14 protein-coding genes are annotated in these 17,707 nt (G+C 52.7%); 1 reads left to right on the plus strand and 13 read right to left on the minus strand.

What is annotated here, in order from left to right; genetic code table 11:
- Positions 1-2: 2 nt before the first annotated feature.
- Both galE and ACTQ1O_RS00780 read right to left on the minus strand, forming a co-directional pair.
- Positions 3-1,019, minus strand: a complete 1,017-nt coding sequence (gene galE, locus ACTQ1O_RS00775) for a UDP-glucose 4-epimerase GalE (RefSeq protein WP_441485695.1) — start codon at positions 1,017-1,019, stop codon at positions 3-5.
- A 297-nt stretch (positions 1,020-1,316) separates the two neighbouring features.
- Positions 1,317-2,498: a galactokinase gene (locus ACTQ1O_RS00780; protein WP_441485696.1), complete on the minus strand. Its 1,182-nt coding sequence runs from the start codon at positions 2,496-2,498 to the stop codon at positions 1,317-1,319.
- A gap of 346 nt (positions 2,499-2,844) precedes the next feature.
- Between ACTQ1O_RS00780 and ACTQ1O_RS00785 the strand changes: the two genes are divergently transcribed.
- Positions 2,845-3,705, plus strand: coding sequence for an AraC family transcriptional regulator (locus ACTQ1O_RS00785; RefSeq protein ID WP_441485697.1), 861 nt, complete (start codon positions 2,845-2,847; stop codon positions 3,703-3,705).
- 41 nt (positions 3,706-3,746) lie between these two features.
- Here the strand turns inward: ACTQ1O_RS00785 and ACTQ1O_RS00790 are convergent, their stop codons facing one another.
- The 11 genes from ACTQ1O_RS00790 to ACTQ1O_RS00840 form a co-directional block, all read right to left on the minus strand.
- Complete coding sequence (locus tag ACTQ1O_RS00790) at positions 3,747-6,386, minus strand: heavy metal translocating P-type ATPase (protein WP_441485698.1); 2,640 nt, start codon at positions 6,384-6,386, stop codon at positions 3,747-3,749.
- A 143-nt stretch (positions 6,387-6,529) separates the two neighbouring features.
- Positions 6,530-6,841, minus strand: a complete 312-nt coding sequence (locus ACTQ1O_RS00795) for a metal-sensing transcriptional repressor (RefSeq protein WP_441485851.1) — start codon at positions 6,839-6,841, stop codon at positions 6,530-6,532.
- A gap of 325 nt (positions 6,842-7,166) precedes the next feature.
- Positions 7,167-8,963, minus strand: a complete 1,797-nt coding sequence (locus ACTQ1O_RS00800) for an InlB B-repeat-containing protein (protein WP_441485699.1) — start codon at positions 8,961-8,963, stop codon at positions 7,167-7,169.
- Entirely contained in the window at positions 8,963-9,658 is a 696-nt protein-coding gene (locus tag ACTQ1O_RS00805) for a thiamine diphosphokinase (protein ID WP_441485700.1), read from the minus strand. Before ACTQ1O_RS00805 ends, ACTQ1O_RS00800 begins: the two co-directional genes overlap by 1 nt.
- A gap of 153 nt (positions 9,659-9,811) precedes the next feature.
- Positions 9,812-10,495, minus strand: coding sequence for a ribulose-phosphate 3-epimerase (gene rpe / locus ACTQ1O_RS00810; protein ID WP_441485701.1), 684 nt, complete (start codon positions 10,493-10,495; stop codon positions 9,812-9,814).
- A 1-nt stretch (position 10,496) separates the two neighbouring features.
- Positions 10,497-11,378, minus strand: a complete 882-nt coding sequence (gene rsgA, locus ACTQ1O_RS00815) for a ribosome small subunit-dependent GTPase A (RefSeq protein ID WP_441485702.1) — start codon at positions 11,376-11,378, stop codon at positions 10,497-10,499.
- A 105-nt stretch (positions 11,379-11,483) separates the two neighbouring features.
- Positions 11,484-13,589, minus strand: coding sequence for a Stk1 family PASTA domain-containing Ser/Thr kinase (pknB, locus tag ACTQ1O_RS00820; protein ID WP_441485703.1), 2,106 nt, complete (start codon positions 13,587-13,589; stop codon positions 11,484-11,486).
- A 25-nt stretch (positions 13,590-13,614) separates the two neighbouring features.
- Positions 13,615-14,337 carry a Stp1/IreP family PP2C-type Ser/Thr phosphatase gene (locus ACTQ1O_RS00825; protein WP_441485704.1) on the minus strand — a complete coding sequence of 241 codons (723 nt, stop codon included), beginning with the start codon at positions 14,335-14,337 and terminating at the stop codon, positions 13,615-13,617.
- A 2-nt stretch (positions 14,338-14,339) separates the two neighbouring features.
- Entirely contained in the window at positions 14,340-15,410 is a 1,071-nt protein-coding gene (rlmN, locus tag ACTQ1O_RS00830; protein WP_441485705.1) for a 23S rRNA (adenine(2503)-C(2))-methyltransferase RlmN, read from the minus strand.
- Complete coding sequence (gene rsmB, locus ACTQ1O_RS00835; protein WP_441485706.1) at positions 15,411-16,970, minus strand: 16S rRNA (cytosine(967)-C(5))-methyltransferase RsmB; 1,560 nt, start codon at positions 16,968-16,970, stop codon at positions 15,411-15,413.
- Positions 16,963-17,670, minus strand: coding sequence for a zinc metallopeptidase (locus ACTQ1O_RS00840; RefSeq protein ID WP_441485707.1), 708 nt, complete (start codon positions 17,668-17,670; stop codon positions 16,963-16,965). Before ACTQ1O_RS00840 ends, rsmB begins: the two co-directional genes overlap by 8 nt.
- Between the last annotated feature and the right edge of the window lie 37 nt (positions 17,671-17,707).

A 17,707-nucleotide genomic window follows, 5' to 3' on the forward strand; every position in this document is an offset into this window, starting at 1 on the left:
TCTTATTCTCCATATCCGTCGGGATTTTTCACCTGCCAGTTCCAGGAATCCCGGCACATATCCTCAATATTCTTCTCGGCTGTCCATCCGAGAATTTCCTTTGCCTTTGTCGGATCCGAATAACAGGTCGCGATATCTCCGGGACGTCTCGGATCAATGACATACGGGATTTCCTTGCCGCAGGCCTTGGAAAACGCTTTGATGATGTCGAGAACAGAATACCCCACACCGGTACCAAGATTGAAGATCTGAACATCATCAAGCTTCTGGAATCCTTCGATAGCCTTCACATGTCCCTTCGCCAGATCTACGACATGGATATAATCACGAACACCGGTACCATCCGGTGTATCGTAGTCGTTGCCGAAGACATGAACCTTCTCAAGCTTTCCCGAAGCAACCTGTGCGACATAGGGCAGAAGGTTGTTCGGAATTCCCTTCGGATCCTCTCCGATAAGACCGCTTTCGTGCGCGCCGATCGGATTGAAATAACGAAGCAGCATGATCTTCCAGCTGTGATCCGCCTTCCAGATATCGGTCAGGATTCTCTCCTGCATGGCTTTCGTCTCTCCGTACGGATTCGTCGTAGTGCCGAGCGGGCACTTTTCAGTGATCGGAATTTCAGCCGGGTCTCCGTACACCGTGGCGGAGGATGAGAAAACAAACTGTTTGCAGCCGTGATTTCTCATAACATCGGTAAGCGTAAGCGTACTCAGCAGATTGTTTGTATAATATTCAATCGGTTTTCTCGTGGACTCTCCGACCGCCTTGTAACCGGCAAAATGAATTACCGCATCAATCTTCTCGGCGTCAAACAGAGCATCCAGTGCCTTGCGGTCACATACGTCAATCTTGTAGAACTTTGGTCTTTTTCCGGTGATTGTCTCGATCCGGTCCACCACAAGTTCCTTTGAATTGTAAAGATTGTCTGCAATCACCACATCATAGCCTGCGTTCAGAAGCTCCACACAGGTATGACTTCCGATAAATCCAGTTCCGCCTGTAACTAAAATCTGCATTGCTTTCTCCTTCCTGTCATCCTGAAGATGATGCATGACGCAACCCGCCCGCGGGTCACGCGATCTCCTGTTTCTGTCTCATTTTCATTCTTCGAAGTCTGTTTCTTCGAAATCTGTATCCCGCACTTTGTCTGTGCTGCGCGGTCACCATCCTGTGCTGTCTCAATTCTGTGTTCTTTCTGCAGCAGGCAATCTCTGCCCTGCGCGGTTCCTCTGCTGCGGCGTCTCAAAACGGTGCTTTCCCTCTGCAACGGCATCTCTATGCTCCGACGCTTCCGAGCCACGCTGCTCCTGATTTCAGCATATCTCCGACGGGCCGTCTCCGATGGATACAATATAGAAGGACGGCACAAGACCGGTCCTGTCCGTATAATTTCTGCCGACCTGATCGACAAATGTATCAATGGCATCATCCTTCACAATATTAACCGTACATCCGCCGAATCCGCCTCCTGTCATCCGGGCGCCAATCACCCCCGGAATCTTCCAGGCTTCTTCCGCCAGCACGTCCAGCTCTCTGCAGGAGACCTCGAAATCATCCCGGAGAGAGACATGAGATGCATTCATCAGCTTTCCGAAAGCCTGAATGTCTCCCTGATTGAGCTTTTCCACTGCCTCCGTGGTGCGGGCGTCTTCATAGACCGCGTGTTTCGCACGTTTCCTGCACACAGGATCCGCAATTGCGCTGCTCAGCTCTTCAAACTCTGCGGGCTTGAGCTCACAAAGCGCCTTGAGTTCCGGACGAACTTTCTGCAGATCCTTCAGCGCGGTTTCACACTCCCGGCGGCGGTCGTTGTACGCGGAATTTGCCAGCTCATGCGGCTTATTCGTATTCACAATCACAAGCTTCGCATCGCCGATCGGAAGGGGCGCGTACTGGTATTCCAGCGTCGCCGCATTCAGGAAAATAGCCATATCCTTCCGTCCCATAGCGGAAGCGAACTGATCCATGATTCCGCAGTTCATTCCGACAAAGCGATTCTCGGCGATCTGCCCGAGCTTTGCGTTTCGGATCTGATTCTCCTCAAAACCGTACAGCCGCATCAGTGCCTCCCCGGTAAGCACCTCAAGAGACGCGCTTGAGGAGAGCCCGGACTTCGGCGGAATGGTTCCGCTGCATACGAAGTCAAATCCTGTCGGTATATCCATACCCGCCTGACGGTAAGCCCACACGACGCCCTTGGCGTAGTTCGTCCATCCGTCTTCCTTTTTGTAGGTGAGATCGTCCAGATCCGCCTCAATCACGCCGTCCTCTGCGAGGTTCACGGAATAAAACCTCAGCTTCCGGTCATCTCTCTTCCGGACAGCCGCATAGGTGCCGAGAGTGAGCGCGCACGGAAATACGTGCCCGCCATTATAATCGATATGCTCCCCGATCAGGTTCACACGCCCCGGCGCAAAAAATACCCGTTCTCCGCTTCCGCCAAACTTTTCTTCAAATGTTTTTCTCAATTCTTCGATTACTTTCTGATCTGTCATACTTACCTTCCCCTGTATAATCCGCAGCTTGTTCAGTAAATCGTCATACTCCGCATGCGGGGCACCACAATATGATTCATCGTGCCACACACTATATCGCATGACCATCTGCTACCATCTCTATTGTGCACCATTCCCCATAACAGTACAATAGCATTTCGTACTATCCATATGTAATTTTGTTGCAGAAGAGCTTCATCCGGCATATACTGAACTCAGCAGTCACGGCAGCTGCATGTCAATGCCTGCTTCCGCGGAATCCTGCAGCCGGTCTGTAAGAAACGCATCTGAACCGGATATATTTTACCACATATTCCATGATTTTCCAAAGAGAGGTGCGGAAGAAATGAGTGAGCTTCCCATGGGATTCAAGCAGAGCAACAAGGTATCGGAAAAACAGAACATGATTTCTCTGTCCGTCTATAACGTCGGCAGACAGAAGTGCACTCCCGGATATAAATGGGGCCCCGGTGTCCGGGATCATTTTCTGATTCATTACATCAGCTCTGGTTCCGGGACGTACACCGCCGCCGGTCATACTTTCCGCCTTCATTCCGGAGATATGTTTCTGGCTATGCCGGAGACGGAAATTTTCTATCAGGCAGATGAAAGAGATCCCTGGACCTATGAATGGGTTGGCTTTGCGGGTGCAGATGCTGCCGCTCTCGTGAGCAGAACAGATTTTTCCAGCAGTCAGCTAGTCCTTCGCCAGCTTCCGTACGGAGCTGAGGTAAGAAAGCACCTCCGGCGGATTGACGAAGCTTTCGGGAATACATTCTGCGACGCTGTGCGAATGACAGGAGAGCTCTATCTGCTGCTCGGAATTCTGATCTCCAATGCGGCGCGTCAGATACGTCTTCCGGGAACCGCAGAGGATAATATCTCCCGCGCCATCGAATATATTGCCTCACGTTATTCCTACTCTCTTACCATCGGCGACATTGCATCCTACGTAGGCGTAAGCCGGAGTACTCTGTTCCGGGAATTCCGGGAAGGCATGAACATCTCTCCAAAGGAATACCTGGACCGCTACCGCATCCGCCGCGCCTGTCTTCTGCTGAAAGACACCAATCTCACAATCGCTTCTGTTGCGGCTTCCGTCGGTTACGACAATGGGCTTTATTTTTCGAAGGCATTCCGTCGTATGACAGGAATGACGCCCTCCGATTTCAGAAATCAGAGAGCGCCAGCGCATGGTTCCGGCTGAACGCCGGAACCGGATTCTAATTACATCTCATTGCATCTCATTCATTCAATTCCCACGAATTCGTATCCGGCATCCTTGACAGCTTTCCGGATCTCATCCTCAGGCACTTCCCTGCTGAGCTTCAGAATGGCCTGTTTCTTCTCATGGGACGCCTCCGCGCTCTCCACCCCGTCGAGTGCCTCAAGTGCCTTCTTTACATGCATTTCACAATGATTGCACATCATTCCATCAATTTTTACAGTTTCTGTCATCCTTTTGTCCTCCTTATTCATTTCCAGGGTATCATTCTTATCTTCAGCTGCGTTGCAGCAGAGATTCGTACCGGCAGCCGCATCCATCTCAGTCGCTGACGTTCCCGCATACATTTCCGTATGTGTCCCGGGCAGTGCTCTCTTCTTCATCGCTCTGTCGCGGGATGCGTTATGTACCTTGAACAGATTCAGACGGAGCGCATTCATGCATACCGTGAAGCTTGAAAGAGACATCGCAGCTGCTCCCCACATCGGGTTCATCTCAATGCCCGGGTAGAGTCCCGCCGCCATGGGAATCAGCAGCGCATTATAAGCAAACGCCCAGAACAGGTTCTCATGAATGTTGCGAAGAGTCGCGCGGCTCAGACGAACCGCCGCGGATACATCGGTCAGACGGGAATTCATCAGCACAATATCTGCCGAATCGATAGCGACGTCCGTGCCTGCTCCGATCGCAATTCCCGTATCTGCTCTTGTGAGCGCCGGCGCATCATTGATGCCGTCTCCGACCATTGCCACCTTGCCGCGCTTCTGGAGCTCGCGGATCACAGCCTCCTTACCGTCCGGGAGAACGCCCGCAATCACACGGTCCACTCCCGCCTGCGCACCGATCGACTTTGCGGTCGCTTCATTATCTCCAGTAAGCATAACAACCTCAATCCCCATATTCCGCAGTTCCTGTACGGCCTGTGCGGAATCCTCCTTAATAATATCCGCTACGGCAATAATCCCGAGAAGCTTCCCCTCCCGTTCAAAATAAAGCGGGGTTTTTCCATCCTTTGCAAGGGAATCTGCCTTTTTCAGCAGATTCTCAGGGACCGCGGCAAGCGTGGAGATAAAGCTTCCGGAACCTCCGTGAAGAACCTGCCCGTCTATCCGTCCGGTCAGACCGCTTCCGGTCAGTGCAGCAAAATCTGTCACTTCAGCCGCCTGCAGTCCCTCCTTCTCTCCCTCGGCCACAATTGCTCTCGCGAGAGGATGCTCACTCTTCTGCTCGAGCGCGTAAGCCACGCTCATCAGCTCAGTCTTACCGACTCCGTCAGCAGGGATGATATCGGTAACCGCAGGTTTGCCTTCGGTGATGGTTCCGGTCTTGTCAAGAGCCACAATCTGTACTCTTCCCGCGTTCTCAAGGGCCTCCGAGGTCTTGAACAGTACTCCGTTTCTCGCGCCCATCCCGTTTCCGACCATGATCGCCACAGGAGTGGCAAGTCCAAGCGCGCAGGGGCAGGAAATGACGAGAACGCTGATGGCCCGCTCAAGGGCAAATGCCGGTGTCTGTCCGAGAAGCAGCCAGATCACCATCACCGCAGTAGCGATCAGAATAACCGCCGGCACAAAAATTCCGGAAACTCTGTCGGCGATTCTGGCAATCGGAGCCTTTGTCGACGCAGCGTTGCTGACCATCTGAATGATCTGTGAGAACGTGGTGTCCTCTCCGATCCTCGTCGCTCTCGCACGAATATATCCGGAACGGTTTATCGTTGCGGCGCTGACCGGATCATCTGCCCCCTTATCGACCGGAACGGACTCGCCGGTGAGCGCAGATTCATCAACAGCTGTTGTACCTTCGATGATCACGCCGTCAACCGGAATGGATTCACCGGGTTTCACAACAAAAATGTCCCCGGGATGCACCTCATCAATCGATATCTCGACCTGCTGTCCGTCTCTCTCCACGACTGCCGTCTTCGGAGCCATCTTCATCAGATTTTTCAGAGCATCTGTTGTTTTTCCCTTGGAGAGAGACTCCAGTGTCTTTCCCACGGTGATCAGTGCCGGTATCATCGCCGCCGACTCAAAATACAGCTGATTATGATACAGCGGCATCAGGTCCATGTTCGATGTGCCGGCTGTCAGCAGATATGTCATCCGAAACAGGATGAACAGGGACCAGCCGAAGGATACGCCGGAGCCCAGAGCCACCAGTGTATCCATATTGGGAGAGCCGTGAAAGAGCGACTTGAAGCCGGAGATAAAAAATGCCCGGTTGATGATCATCACCACGATCGTAAGCAGCATCTGAAGAATCGCAAGACCGATGTGGTTATGTACCAGAAATTCCGGTACCGGCCAGTTCCACATATTATGCCCCATTGTGATATACATCAGCGCTATCAGAAATCCGACAGACAGAATCAGCCGCCGGACAAGCTTCGGCGTCTCGCGGTCCTTCAGTGCGTCCTCCTCTGCCGCAAGCTTTGCGGCAGAACTCTGCTTCTGAGCGGCAGCATTCTTCGGCTCGGCACCGTATCCGGCATCCTCCACCGCTTTTATGATTTCAGCCGGTCCTGCTGTACCGTCAACAGCCATCGAATTGGTCAGAAGAGAAACCGATACCGATTTCACTCCCGGAACCTTTGAAACCGCTTTTTCCACATGGGCCTGGCATGAAGCACATGTCATACCTGTTACAATATACTGATTCATTGTGACTTTGACCTTCTTTCCTCATGTTAAATCCTTCGATTTCCGCAATTCTTACTCAAAATGCATCCATCTCTGTATTCGTTTCTCAAAATACTTCCCTTTCCGCATTTCACGCCCGAAACGCTTTCCTTTCCGTATTCCACTTATTTCATAAGCTTCTGAAGCACACTGCACAACTCATCAATCGTCTCATCATTGCCCTGACGGATATCATTTGCCACGCAGCCGCGGATATGACAGCCGAGAACCACCTTGTTGAAGCTGTTCAGCGCACTTGTTGCGGCTGAAACCTGAATCAAAATGTCCGGACAGTAGGCATTATTCTCCACCATCTTTTCAATGCCTCGGATCTGCCCCTCCACCCTTTTCAGACGGGTCAGCAAAGCCTTCTGCTCCTCCGGCGTCCTCGCCTTATGCTTCCCCGATCCGCATCCGCAGGTCTTTTCTCCCGCCAGTACTGCTTCTTCGAGCGTTTCAGCGTCCTTGTCCGCCTGCCAATCTTCACCGTCCGAAGCGTGATCCGAACAACATGCAGGTATCTTTGTTTTCTTCTCTTCTAAATCTTTCATAACCGCCTCCCGTAATACCCCGGCCGGGTATCTCATCTGCTGTTAGCATATACCCTTACGGGGTATATGTCAACCATATTTTATCATTGGTGACTGGAAACATAGTTTATCCTTTGTAACTGGCAATCATCTGAAATATACTTCGCATTCGGCTGCGGCTCACTGTTCGTGTAAAAAAGGCTGCCGCACCTTTCATGCAGCAGCCTCCTCTTCATTTTCTTTTTCGGTTTTGTATCTGAAACAGAACACCCAGGATGACGAGCAGAAGGATTCCTGCAGCATCTGCTGCAGCGGCAGCCCGATAATCAAAGACTTCCCCTGTGAGCGAGAGATCTCCGCTCTCTGCCTCTGTAATCGTCCGAATCTCTCTTCCATTTTCATCGGTCCAGAATCCGAATGACGTCAGGAATGGCATTGCCGGATTTTTCAGCCGGAGCGGCAGATCCTCCACGATGTACGTCTCCGGAAGCCCTGCGGTACTGTATACCCCCGGAGTGTACCGGATATGATAGATGACAGGCACGGCACTGAGGGTGATTTCCACATCATGATCGGGCATCCGGAAGTCGGTGACGCCCGCCTCTTTGCCCGACAGCGCATCCGGCAGATCTCCGGTAATTATCAGATCTTTGTATCCCCTCTCCTCCGATGCGAGAAGACTGACCTCATCGCCGAACGTGCAGCGGATCGTAAAACTCCGCTCCCGATCGCCGGATTTTTGACTTCCCGGCACCGATCCCCCGTTGAGACTGACTCCCTTTCCGGCATGGATCGTAAGGCTGTATGTCAGCGGAGTATAATGGAAATCAAATTTTGTGGTGCCGTCAGCGGAAATGACGCCGGTCTGCGCATCGGGAGTCTTGTATCCGTCTTTTGCCGGCGCATTCACCGTTACCTTTTCCCCGGTCGTCCCATATCTCGTCTCCACATCATCCGCTTCGCTCCCGCAGTGAAAAATCACCTGATACGGTGTGTGATCCGATGCCTTCCACGATGCCGTAAGGGTGATATTCTCAGACGGCATATCTGTCTGATCCGTCATCCCGTTCCCATTCAGACTCCATCCGGAAAAAACATACCCTTCTTTTTCAGGCACAGGCAGATCCGTCAGGGATTCACCCTCCCGGATCTTTTTCTCTTTTACAGGGCAGGTGCCGCCCGCCGCGTCGAAGACAGCCGTATATTCTCTCTTTTCCGCCTCCGACACCGCATTCCGGATGTAATCATGAATGGCCTGATACGTGCCGCCGTCATAATGAATTCCATCCACTGTGGCGTAGCCTCCCGACAGAAGGCTGCTGTAGGAATCGATCCAGGTAACCTTGTCACTCAGCGCGTTCCTCAGCGTATCATTGAACGGCGCGCAGGTGCCATCATTGGAATAAACCGATGAGGACGTCTCCGCTCCTCCGTTCCGGTGGCCGACCGGATTCACGGAATCAAAGAACACACGGTTGCCGTCCCTGCTCCAGCTGTCTGCGTTCGCATTCACATATTCCGCATAACGGTTCGCACTGCTCACAGGGGATCCCATATCATTGCAGCCCATAAGAATGACAAGATCTGTATTCCCCTGTTCCATCCATGGCTCTGCCTCTGCCATGCCTGTTCCGGCAAACCAGTCAAATCCCATGGCTACACGTCCGATATAAACCTCATTTCCCAGAGATGCGTTAATGTCCTCACTGTAGCCGGCCCCGGAAAGTGTGATGTACATGCCGACCGTTCTGGAATCGCCTACAAAGACAATTCTTCGGTTCTCATCTGCCGCCCCTGCAGCCGCGCCATCCGTTTTAACCGTACGCACTGTCCCGGTGTTTTCCGCTCCGGAACTCTTTCCTGCGGTATTCACCGCCCCGGAATTTTCCGCTCCGGCGGCAGGAAGTGCAGGAAACAGGAACATGGCGGCACAGAGGCTGACAAATATGCTGGCAAACCGCAGATGTGGATAAGATCGTCTGTGACCGGATCCGTCATTTGAGTTTTGTCCGAATGTATGATTTCTCATCAATCCCTTGTCTCCATGACGATCAGAATTCCTTCCCTGCACTCGATGATACCCTCATCTGCGACAATCTCATTGCTTGTCGTAAGCCCTCCGTCGCCCTGGATAATGTCCGCGTCCGTCAGCGGATATCGGAATCCTGTGAGGCTGACCCCGTGAGCCTCTCCGCGAAACGGATAGACCGAGACATACTTTCCGTACTGCTCCGATTTTGGGATCACGATTTTCCGTCCCACCGGCATGGAGATCCGGTTCGTTCCATCGATGATACTGCCCTCAATCCCTCGCGCATAGAGCTTATACAGGTCAAACACACTGCTGAAGACATGATCCAGCCTCGAACCCGTAGCCCCGAAAAAGCAGACGGCATCCGCACCGGCTGATACAGCCTTTTCGAGAGCGATGTCGGTATCCGTCATATCCTTTTCCGGACGGTATTCATCGATCGGGACACCTGCCCTCCGGAATGCGGCAAGCTCCGGGGAAGCCTCCGCTCTCTCCTTCGATGACAGTGCCGTTCCACCCGCGGAAAGGCTGTCAAAGTCTCCCACGATATAATCCGGCGTGATCTGGTTCTGATAGCAGAACCGTACGCCACGGTCCGCCGCGATGCAGATCTCCGGTTTTTCCTTATCCAGATACTCCAGGGCAGCCCTTTTATCGATGCTTCCCCCGGAAAAAACAACCACTTTCCGCACGTTTTTCTTCTTTCCTCTCGCTCGTTCTTGTCCCCGCGTATTGTTCCGCTCTCATCGTCCCCTGCCGTATCACTGCAGGATTATTCCGGCTTCTTACCTTAAAAATTTATACCCGCAAGCCTCCTGCATTCGGTGCGCGTTTCAGCCCGCGATTCACCTGCCGGACATTTCCCTCTCATGAATCCGTTTCATCAGATCAGATGCATTTTTCGCGATATCACCGCGGAAAACAGCCGAGCCGGCCACAATCACAGACGCGCCGGCGTCCAGAACAGTATCAATCGTGGAAGCATTGATACCGCCGTCAACCTCAATGGGAAGATCCGGATATCCGGCTTCGTCCAGCTTCCGCCGCAGATCACGGATCTTCGCGGTCATCGTCGGAATATATTTCTGTCCGCCGTATCCCGGATTCACGGTCATGATCAGAACCATATCCACCTTATCCAGCACATAATCAAGCGCCTGCAGCGGTGTCGCCGGATTCAGAGCAACCCCGGCCTTCATTCCGCTCTCATGGATATGCTGAAGCGTCCGGTCCAGGTGCGCACAGGCCTCTGCGTGAACGGTAAACATATCTGCGCCCGCCTTCGCGTAATCGTCCACGAACCGGTCCGGCTCGGTCACCATCAGGTGAACATCAAAGAACATTTTCGAAACAGGCCGGACCGAACGGATCACGACATCGCCGAAGGAAACCGGCGGCACAAACTGACCGTCCATCACGTCAATGTGAAGCCATGATGCTCCGGCGTCTTCCAGGATGCGTACCTGTTCGCCGAGTTTTGAAAAATCCGCAGATAAAATAGAGGGGCTAAGTCGGTAAATTCTAGTCATGTCAGTATCTCCTTTTCTTCATCTCACGCAGTTCTTCATAAAACCTGCAGTAATTGTCATATCTCTCCTGAAAAATTTTTCCATTCTTCACCGCTTCCCGGACACCGCAGTCCGGCTCACGTATATGAGAACATCCCTGAAAACGGCAGTTTGGCTCATATTGTGCAAATTCCGGGAAATACTTCTGGAGCTCCTCCGGTTCCATCTCCGGAAGATCCAGCGAGGTAAATCCGGGTGTGTCACAGAAGTAGGTGTCCTCCCCCAGAGCAATGAGTTGCGAATGCCGGGTGGTATTTTTTCCTCTTCCGAGCTTCCGGCTGAGTTCCCCGGTCTCCATATGGACCTCACTCTGCATAAGATTGGTGAGCGTTGATTTTCCGGCTCCTGAGGGGCCTGCCACAACGGTCGTCCTCCCCTTCAGACGGCGGATCACCTCCTCCGTCCCCTCCTGCCTCTCCGCACTGATCAGAAGAACCTCATACCCGCAGGACACATAGATATCCCGCCAGTGAGACGCCTCCCTGCTGTCCGCAATGTCCTTCTTGTTGAAGCAGATGAGTACCGGAATATGCTGCCTCTCCATCGAGATCAGAAAACGGTCCAGCAGCCCGGATTCCGGATCCGGACTTTTCAGTGCAAAAAAAACCAGAGCCTGGTCCACACCCGCCACCGCCGGACGGATCAGCGAATTCTTACGCGGAAGGATCCTCACTACATTTGCCGTCCGCTTCGTCTCATCGAGCACCTCTATCTCCACCCGGTCCCCGACCAGCGGCTTCATCTTCTCTTTTCGAAATATTCCCTTCGCCTTGCATTCGTATTCGCCTTTTTCGGTTTCTACATAATAAAAACCGGCGATTCCTTTAATGATTCTCCCTGTCATTCCTCACATCCTGCCGATTCTCTGATTACCGGAAACAGAAAAAGGCTGTACACCGCCCGGGATCTCTCCCGGTCAGCGCATCAGCCTGTATCTTTTTCCTGTCAGTCAGCTCTCCTCCTGGAAGGTCACATTCGGATACTTCGCGATCAGCGTCCCATCCTCATACACATTGATCACACCGGTCTCACCGGATGTGCTCTCGATCGGAGTACTGTACGTTCCGCCATTCCATGGGTCCGAGCCCTCGTAAATTGTTGTGGTCTGGTCGCCCTGTACCAGCTCGAGCTTAACGGTTCCGCCATTGTATCCGGACGGCTGGGACAGCGGGCTGTAGCACACATACTTCTTCGCGGAAGTGCTGCTGGTGCTGCTCAGCTTATTGATCATCAGTGTCACACTCGATCCTGCGTCCACAGATGTGCCGACATCCGGGCTCACGGCAAGAACAACACCGTCCGCCTGTGTCTTATCCTCAGATTCCTTTTCCTTGTAAGAAAGCCCCATGGAATCCAATGTAGATTCCGCATCTTCCTTCGACCATCCGACAACAGAAGGAACCTGAACCTTGTTCGAGTCGTCCTCACCCTTGCTGACGGTCAGTGTCACCGTGCTTCCTGCAGCGACGCTGGTTCCCTCTGCGGGATCACATGAGATGACATAGCCCACATCAACGGAATCGCTGTAGTCAAGAGAAACCTCTACCTGAAGGCCTACCCCCGTCAGCAGATCGGTTGCCTGCTGCTGTGTAGCTCCGGTAATGCCGCTCGGTACCGTGACATCTGCCTTTCCTGTGCTGACCGTGACATTAATCGTTGTTCCGGGGTCAACCTTCGTACCCGCCTCAATCGACTGGGCCATGATCTGACCCTCGGAGTAATCCTCCGATGTCTGCTCATCGGTCTCACTCACGCCGATTCCAAGCTTATTTGTCGCCTGCTGTGCCTCCTCCAGTGTCATACCGAGAAGCTTCGGAACCTCCACCTGAGAATCCGAGGACGAAGAGGAGCTCTCCTCTGACGTACCCGCTGAGGTTGCCGCCGCAGAACTGCTGCTCTTGGAGGAAGATCCTCCGAAATGGAATACCCCTGCCATATTGCCGATGACAAGAATCAGAATCACGATAATGATCGCGCCGACGATAAATCCGCCGATCGTGATTGCCTTCTCCAGCTTCGTGCTTCCGGCATCCTCCTCATCGTCCTCATCGTCATCATCGTTATAATGATCCAGGTATTTCTTGCGGCGCTCATATCTGTCGTCGTCATCATCGTCGTCATCGCCGCGAAGCGTTCCATTGTTCATGCCGCGCCGTATCTCATTCATTTCATGGTCGGTCATCTTCACGGTTTCCGCGTGAGAAGCCAGCGGGGCGATCTGCACAAAATTGCCCTGCGGGTCGATCAGTGAACGCTTCAGATCATCGATCAGCTCACCGACATTCTGATAGCGGCGCTCCGGATTCTTCTGGGTGCACTTCAGGATGATCTGCTCCAGAGAATACGGAAGATCCGGCGTATAAATCGACGGCGGTACAATCTCCTCCTGAAGATGCTTGATCGCGATCGCAACTGTCGTATCGCCGTCAAACGGAACCCTTCCGGTGACCATCTCATACATCGTGATGCCAAGCGAATAGATATCGCTCTTAGCGTCAGAGTAACCTCCGCGGACCTGCTCCGGAGAGCTGTAATGCACCGATCCCATCACATTGGCCGTGATGGTATTCGAATTGATGGCCTTGGCAATACCGAAATCGGAGAGCTTCACCTTTCCGTCGGTTGAAATCATGATATTCTGGGGCTTGACATCCCTGTGGACGATTCCCACATTATGGGCAGCCTCCAGACCCAGAGAAACCTGAATCGCGATACTGGTTGCTTCCTTTACGCTCAGTTTTCCCTTCTTTGCGATGTAATTCTTGAGCGTGATCCCCTCGATCAGCTCCATGACGATATACTGAAGGCCCCTGTCCTCACCGACATCATATACATTTACAACATTCGGATGGGAAAGCTTGGCAGCCGCCTGAGCCTCCTTCTGGAATTTCGCTACAAAACTGCTGTCCTCACGGAACTCCGCCTTCATGACTTTGACCGCGACGAGACGATTCAGTTTTCTGTCCTGAGCTTTATAAACATCCGCCATACCGCCATATCCGATTCTGGACATGATCTCATAGCGTTCGCCCAGTATAACTCCCTCTTTTAACATAACACTCTCACCTCGTTTGCTCTGTTCATGCCTCTACCACAATGACAGCGATATTATCCCGTCCGCCGTTCGCGTTAGCCTCATCAACCAGAACCTGCGCCTTATCTGCTTCTGTATCTTCACCCTTCAAAATTTCGAAGATTCTCTGATCCTCGACCATATTGGATAAGCCGTCTGAACACATCAGGATCTGGTCCCCCGTATCCAGTTTTACATCGAAGAAGTCGATCTTGACATCCTCATTTGTTCCGACCGCTCTTGTAATTATATTCTTGTCCGGATGATTTCTGCCCTCCTCCGGTGTCAGTTCTCCAAGGCGAACCATTTCAGCAATCAGAGAATGGTCCTGCGTGATCTGTGTCATGGAATCGCTTCCCGCCAGATATAGCCTGGAGTCCCCTACATTTGCGATGTACGCATATCCGCCGACCACGGTGCATACCACCATCGTCGTTCCCATGCCAGCCATAGACGGATCATTTCTGGACTGAGAAAAAACCTCACGGTTTGCTGCCTCGATCGCATTCCTCATGACCTTTACCGGATTGAAATTCTTATCCTTGCGAACGGTCTCGACCAGCACCGACACCCCATATCGTGATGCAAAGTCGCCGGCATTATGTCCGCCCATTCCATCCGCAACCACAAAAAGATTCGGCAGATTGCCCACCGACTCCTCTGAGGTAAAGATAAAATCCTGATTCATATGTCTTTTCTGGCCGATATCGGTTGCAGAAAATACCTTCATGCCTAATTCTCCTGGTTACTGTCAATATAACTTTTTCGTAATTGTCCACAGGCACCGTCGATATCAGCGCCCATTTCCCTTCTTATAGTAACATTAATCCCGTAATTTTCAAGTTTATTTTGAAAATTCAAAACCGCCTGACGGCCGGAGCGCGCGAAATGGCGTTCTTTTACCGGGTTGACCGGGATGAGGTTCACATGACAATTGAGTCCTGTAAGCAAGCCTGCCAGCTCAGCGGCATCCTCCTCCGAATCGTTCTGTCCCTTCGCAAGCGCGTACTCAAACGTCAGCCTGCGTCCTGTTTCCGCAAAATAATAACGGCATGCGTCCATCAGCTCCCGGATGCTGTACTTGTTCGCAACCGGCATCAGCTTCCTTCTCTTCTCATCGTTCGGAGCATGGAGGGAAATCGCGAGGGTAATCTGAAGATCTTCCTTCGCCAGCTGACGGATTCTCGGAACAATTCCGCAGGTCGACACCGTGATGTTCCGCTGGCTCAGGTTCAGCCCCGCCTCTGCGCTTGCGAGACGTACAAAACGAACCACGCTGTCGTAATTCTCCATGGGCTCACCGCTTCCCATGATGACGACATTGGAAACCCTTTCTCCGGTAATCCTCTGGATCTGATAGACCTGCTCGAGCATTTCCGACGCTGTAAGCGACCGCACCAGGCCGTCCAGTGTGGATGCGCAGAAACGGCAGCCCATCCTGCATCCGACCTGGGAAGAAATGCAGACGGAATTTCCGTGATGATATTTCATCCAGACGCTCTCGATCACATTCCCGTCGTTTAATGCGAACAGGTACTTTCTCGTCCCGTCAATCGCCGAAACCTGCTCCTGGACCGCTCTCAGTCTCGTCAGCGGATACTCCTGTCCCAGTTTCTCACGGAGCTTCAGAGAAAGGCTGGTCATCTCGTCATAGCTCTCCGCCCGCTTCTGATGCATCCAGGAAAAAAGCTGCGCCGCACGGAACTTTTTCTCACCGAGGCACTGCATGCATTCCTCCAATTCCCCCGGAAGCATTGATTTAATATCTGTCACGCCCTGCAATTTTTCCTCACTGCTGATCATTTAAATCCTCCCGACCCTTATCTCTCCGCCGGCACAACAGGTCTCCCGGTTGCTATCTTCTCCGCCGGCACAACAGGTCCCCCGGTCACTGTCTTCTCCGCCGGCTGCAAATGTCTTCCCGGCACCTGCTTCGTTTGCGGCATTCGCAGCGTTCTGCTTCTTCTCCTGCTTCCGGCTTCCCTCCAGTTTGCGGAACCTCGCGAAGAAGAATCCGTCGCAGTGATGAATGCCCGGAAGCAGCTGCACAAAGCCTTTTTCTGCCGTTTTTCTCAAGCTCTCGTCTGCGAGCAGCTCGTTCGGCAGAATATCCGTAAGTCCGACGCTCTCCAGAGGAAAGCTGTCCAGAAGCCATCTTACATTGTCCTCGTTCTCGGTCCTGGCGATGGTGCAGGTGCTGAACAGCAGAATTCCTCCCGGACGCACATACGACACAGCGTTTGTCAGAATTTTTCTCTGAAGAGCAGCGAGCTCCATTTCCTTCTTATGAGAAGCACGGTATTTGATATCCGGTTTCTTGCCGATGACACCGTAGCCGGAGCAGGGCACATCCGCGATGACCACATCGGCTGTCCCGAAGCGCCCCGGAAGTGGAACGGAAGCATCCTGCACCTCAATTTCAATATTTTTTACCTGACAGCGATCCACATTCTCCCGTATGAGAGCTGCCTTCGCTTCCGTGAGATCACCAGAGATCACCTTCCCCGTGCCTTCCATCAGATCAGCCGCGAGCAGGCTTTTCCCTCCCGGAGCTGCACAGAGATCGAAAACCAGATCCCCCGGACGGATTCCTGCGCAGCGGACCGCAAGCTGTGAGCTCACATCCTGCATGAGAAACCCGCCATCTTCAAATGGTAAAAGCTCCGCGGGATTTCCCGCATTCTTGAGATACCAGGCATCCGGCACATAAGGAGCCTTCTCCAGCTCCACCCCCTCTGTCTTCAGTTCTCTCACGACATCTTCTGCCCCGGCATATAATCCGTCTTCCTTCTGTTTCCGGACACGGATAGTTACCTCGTTCTGCTCAAGAAATCCGCGGCAGATGTCCTCCGTTTTTTCAATGCCGAACGCATTGATCCAGTCTGACACCAGCAGCTCCGGCATCGAATACCGCACTGACAGACACCGGACCGGCTCTTCCATCGGGGGATAAACGACCCTCTCCGGATGCCTCGAAATATTCCGCAGCACCCCGTTCACGAATCCCTTCAGACCGGAAAATCCCTTTCTTCCCGCAAGGCGGACACTCTCGTTTACCGCAGCGGAATCCGGCACCGAATCCATGAACTGCAGCTGATACACGCCCATCCGCAGGATCTCCCGGATCACCGGCTTCATGCGCTCTGTCTTTGTTTTTGAAAAGAGATTCAGAATATAATCAAGACGGATCTGATATTCCAGCGTTCCCTCCGTCAGACGAAGATAAAAGGCACGCTCCTGATCCGACAGCCACCCGTAGCGCTGCAGAACGTCCCGGATGACGAAATGGCTCTGCCGGCCATCCTCCCGGATGGCGAGCAGAGTCTCAAGCGCCAGTTCTCTGATATTGATTCTCTCAGTCACGTCTCCGGCTTCCTCCTGACAAAATGATCATCCTCAGCAGATACAAAAGGGATGCGCATACTGCAGCAACATAGGTCATCGCAGCCGCGATGAGAACCTTTCTCGTATCGGAGAGTTCCCGTCCCTCTTCCATTCCCATTGTTTTCAGCTTCTGCATAGCCCGGTGAGACGCGTTGAATTCTACCGGAAGCGTCACAAGCTGGAACAGCAGTGCGAGGCAGAACAAAAGGATGCCAATCTCCGTCAGAATGCCGGACTGAAATACAAGGCCGATGAAAAACAGGATCCACGAAAAACGCGAGCCGAAATCAGCAGCCGGAACAAGTGCCGATCGGATACGCAGCGGTGCGTAGTCTCTCGCATCCTGAATCGCATGACCACATTCATGTGCGGCGACGCCAAGCGCCGCTACCGATGTACTTCCATAAATCGATTCCGACAGATTCACCGTTTTCGACCTCGGATCATAATGATCCGTCAGACTTCCTCTGACGCGGCGCACCTGAACTCCGTAAATACCCTCGCTTTCAAGAATTCTCTGCGCCACTTCCGCCCCTGTCATGCCATATGAGCTTCGAACCCTGCTGTATTTCCGGAACGTGCTTTGCATGGACGTCTGAACAATCAGCGAGAGTACAAACGCAAGAATGACAAGAATATAGGTCCAGTCAAAATACAATCCGTATCCGCCGTAGTACATAGGAGAGCCTCCTCTCTTGATGCGAATGAATCCCGGC

This window comes from Bilifractor sp. LCP21S3_A7 (assembly GCF_052118825.1).
Classification (GTDB): Bacteria; Bacillota; Clostridia; order Lachnospirales; family Lachnospiraceae; genus Bilifractor.

What these genes read in the sequence shown, in the direction of transcription:
- ACTQ1O_RS00790 (WP_441485698.1), bottom strand. Translation starts at nt 6,386, where the DNA reads ATGAATCAGTATATTGTAACAGGTATGACATGTGCTTCATGCCAGGCC.
- pknB (WP_441485703.1), bottom strand. Translation starts at nt 13,589, where the DNA reads ATGTTAAAAGAGGGAGTTATACTGGGCGAACGCTATGAGATCATGTCC.
- ACTQ1O_RS00800 (WP_441485699.1), bottom strand. Translation starts at nt 8,963, where the DNA reads ATGAGAAATCATACATTCGGACAAAACTCAAATGACGGATCCGGTCAC.
- rpe (WP_441485701.1), bottom strand. Translation starts at nt 10,495, where the DNA reads ATGACTAGAATTTACCGACTTAGCCCCTCTATTTTATCTGCGGATTTT.
- galE (WP_441485695.1), bottom strand. Translation starts at nt 1,019, where the DNA reads ATGCAGATTTTAGTTACAGGCGGAACTGGATTTATCGGAAGTCATACC.
- rlmN (WP_441485705.1), bottom strand. Translation starts at nt 15,410, where the DNA reads ATGATCAGCAGTGAGGAAAAATTGCAGGGCGTGACAGATATTAAATCA.
- ACTQ1O_RS00840 (WP_441485707.1), bottom strand. Translation starts at nt 17,670, where the DNA reads ATGTACTACGGCGGATACGGATTGTATTTTGACTGGACCTATATTCTT.
- rsgA (WP_441485702.1), bottom strand. Translation starts at nt 11,378, where the DNA reads ATGACAGGGAGAATCATTAAAGGAATCGCCGGTTTTTATTATGTAGAA.
- ACTQ1O_RS00785 (WP_441485697.1), top strand. Translation starts at nt 2,845, where the DNA reads ATGAGTGAGCTTCCCATGGGATTCAAGCAGAGCAACAAGGTATCGGAA.
- ACTQ1O_RS00825 (WP_441485704.1), bottom strand. Translation starts at nt 14,337, where the DNA reads ATGAAGGTATTTTCTGCAACCGATATCGGCCAGAAAAGACATATGAAT.
- ACTQ1O_RS00780 (WP_441485696.1), bottom strand. Translation starts at nt 2,498, where the DNA reads ATGACAGATCAGAAAGTAATCGAAGAATTGAGAAAAACATTTGAAGAA.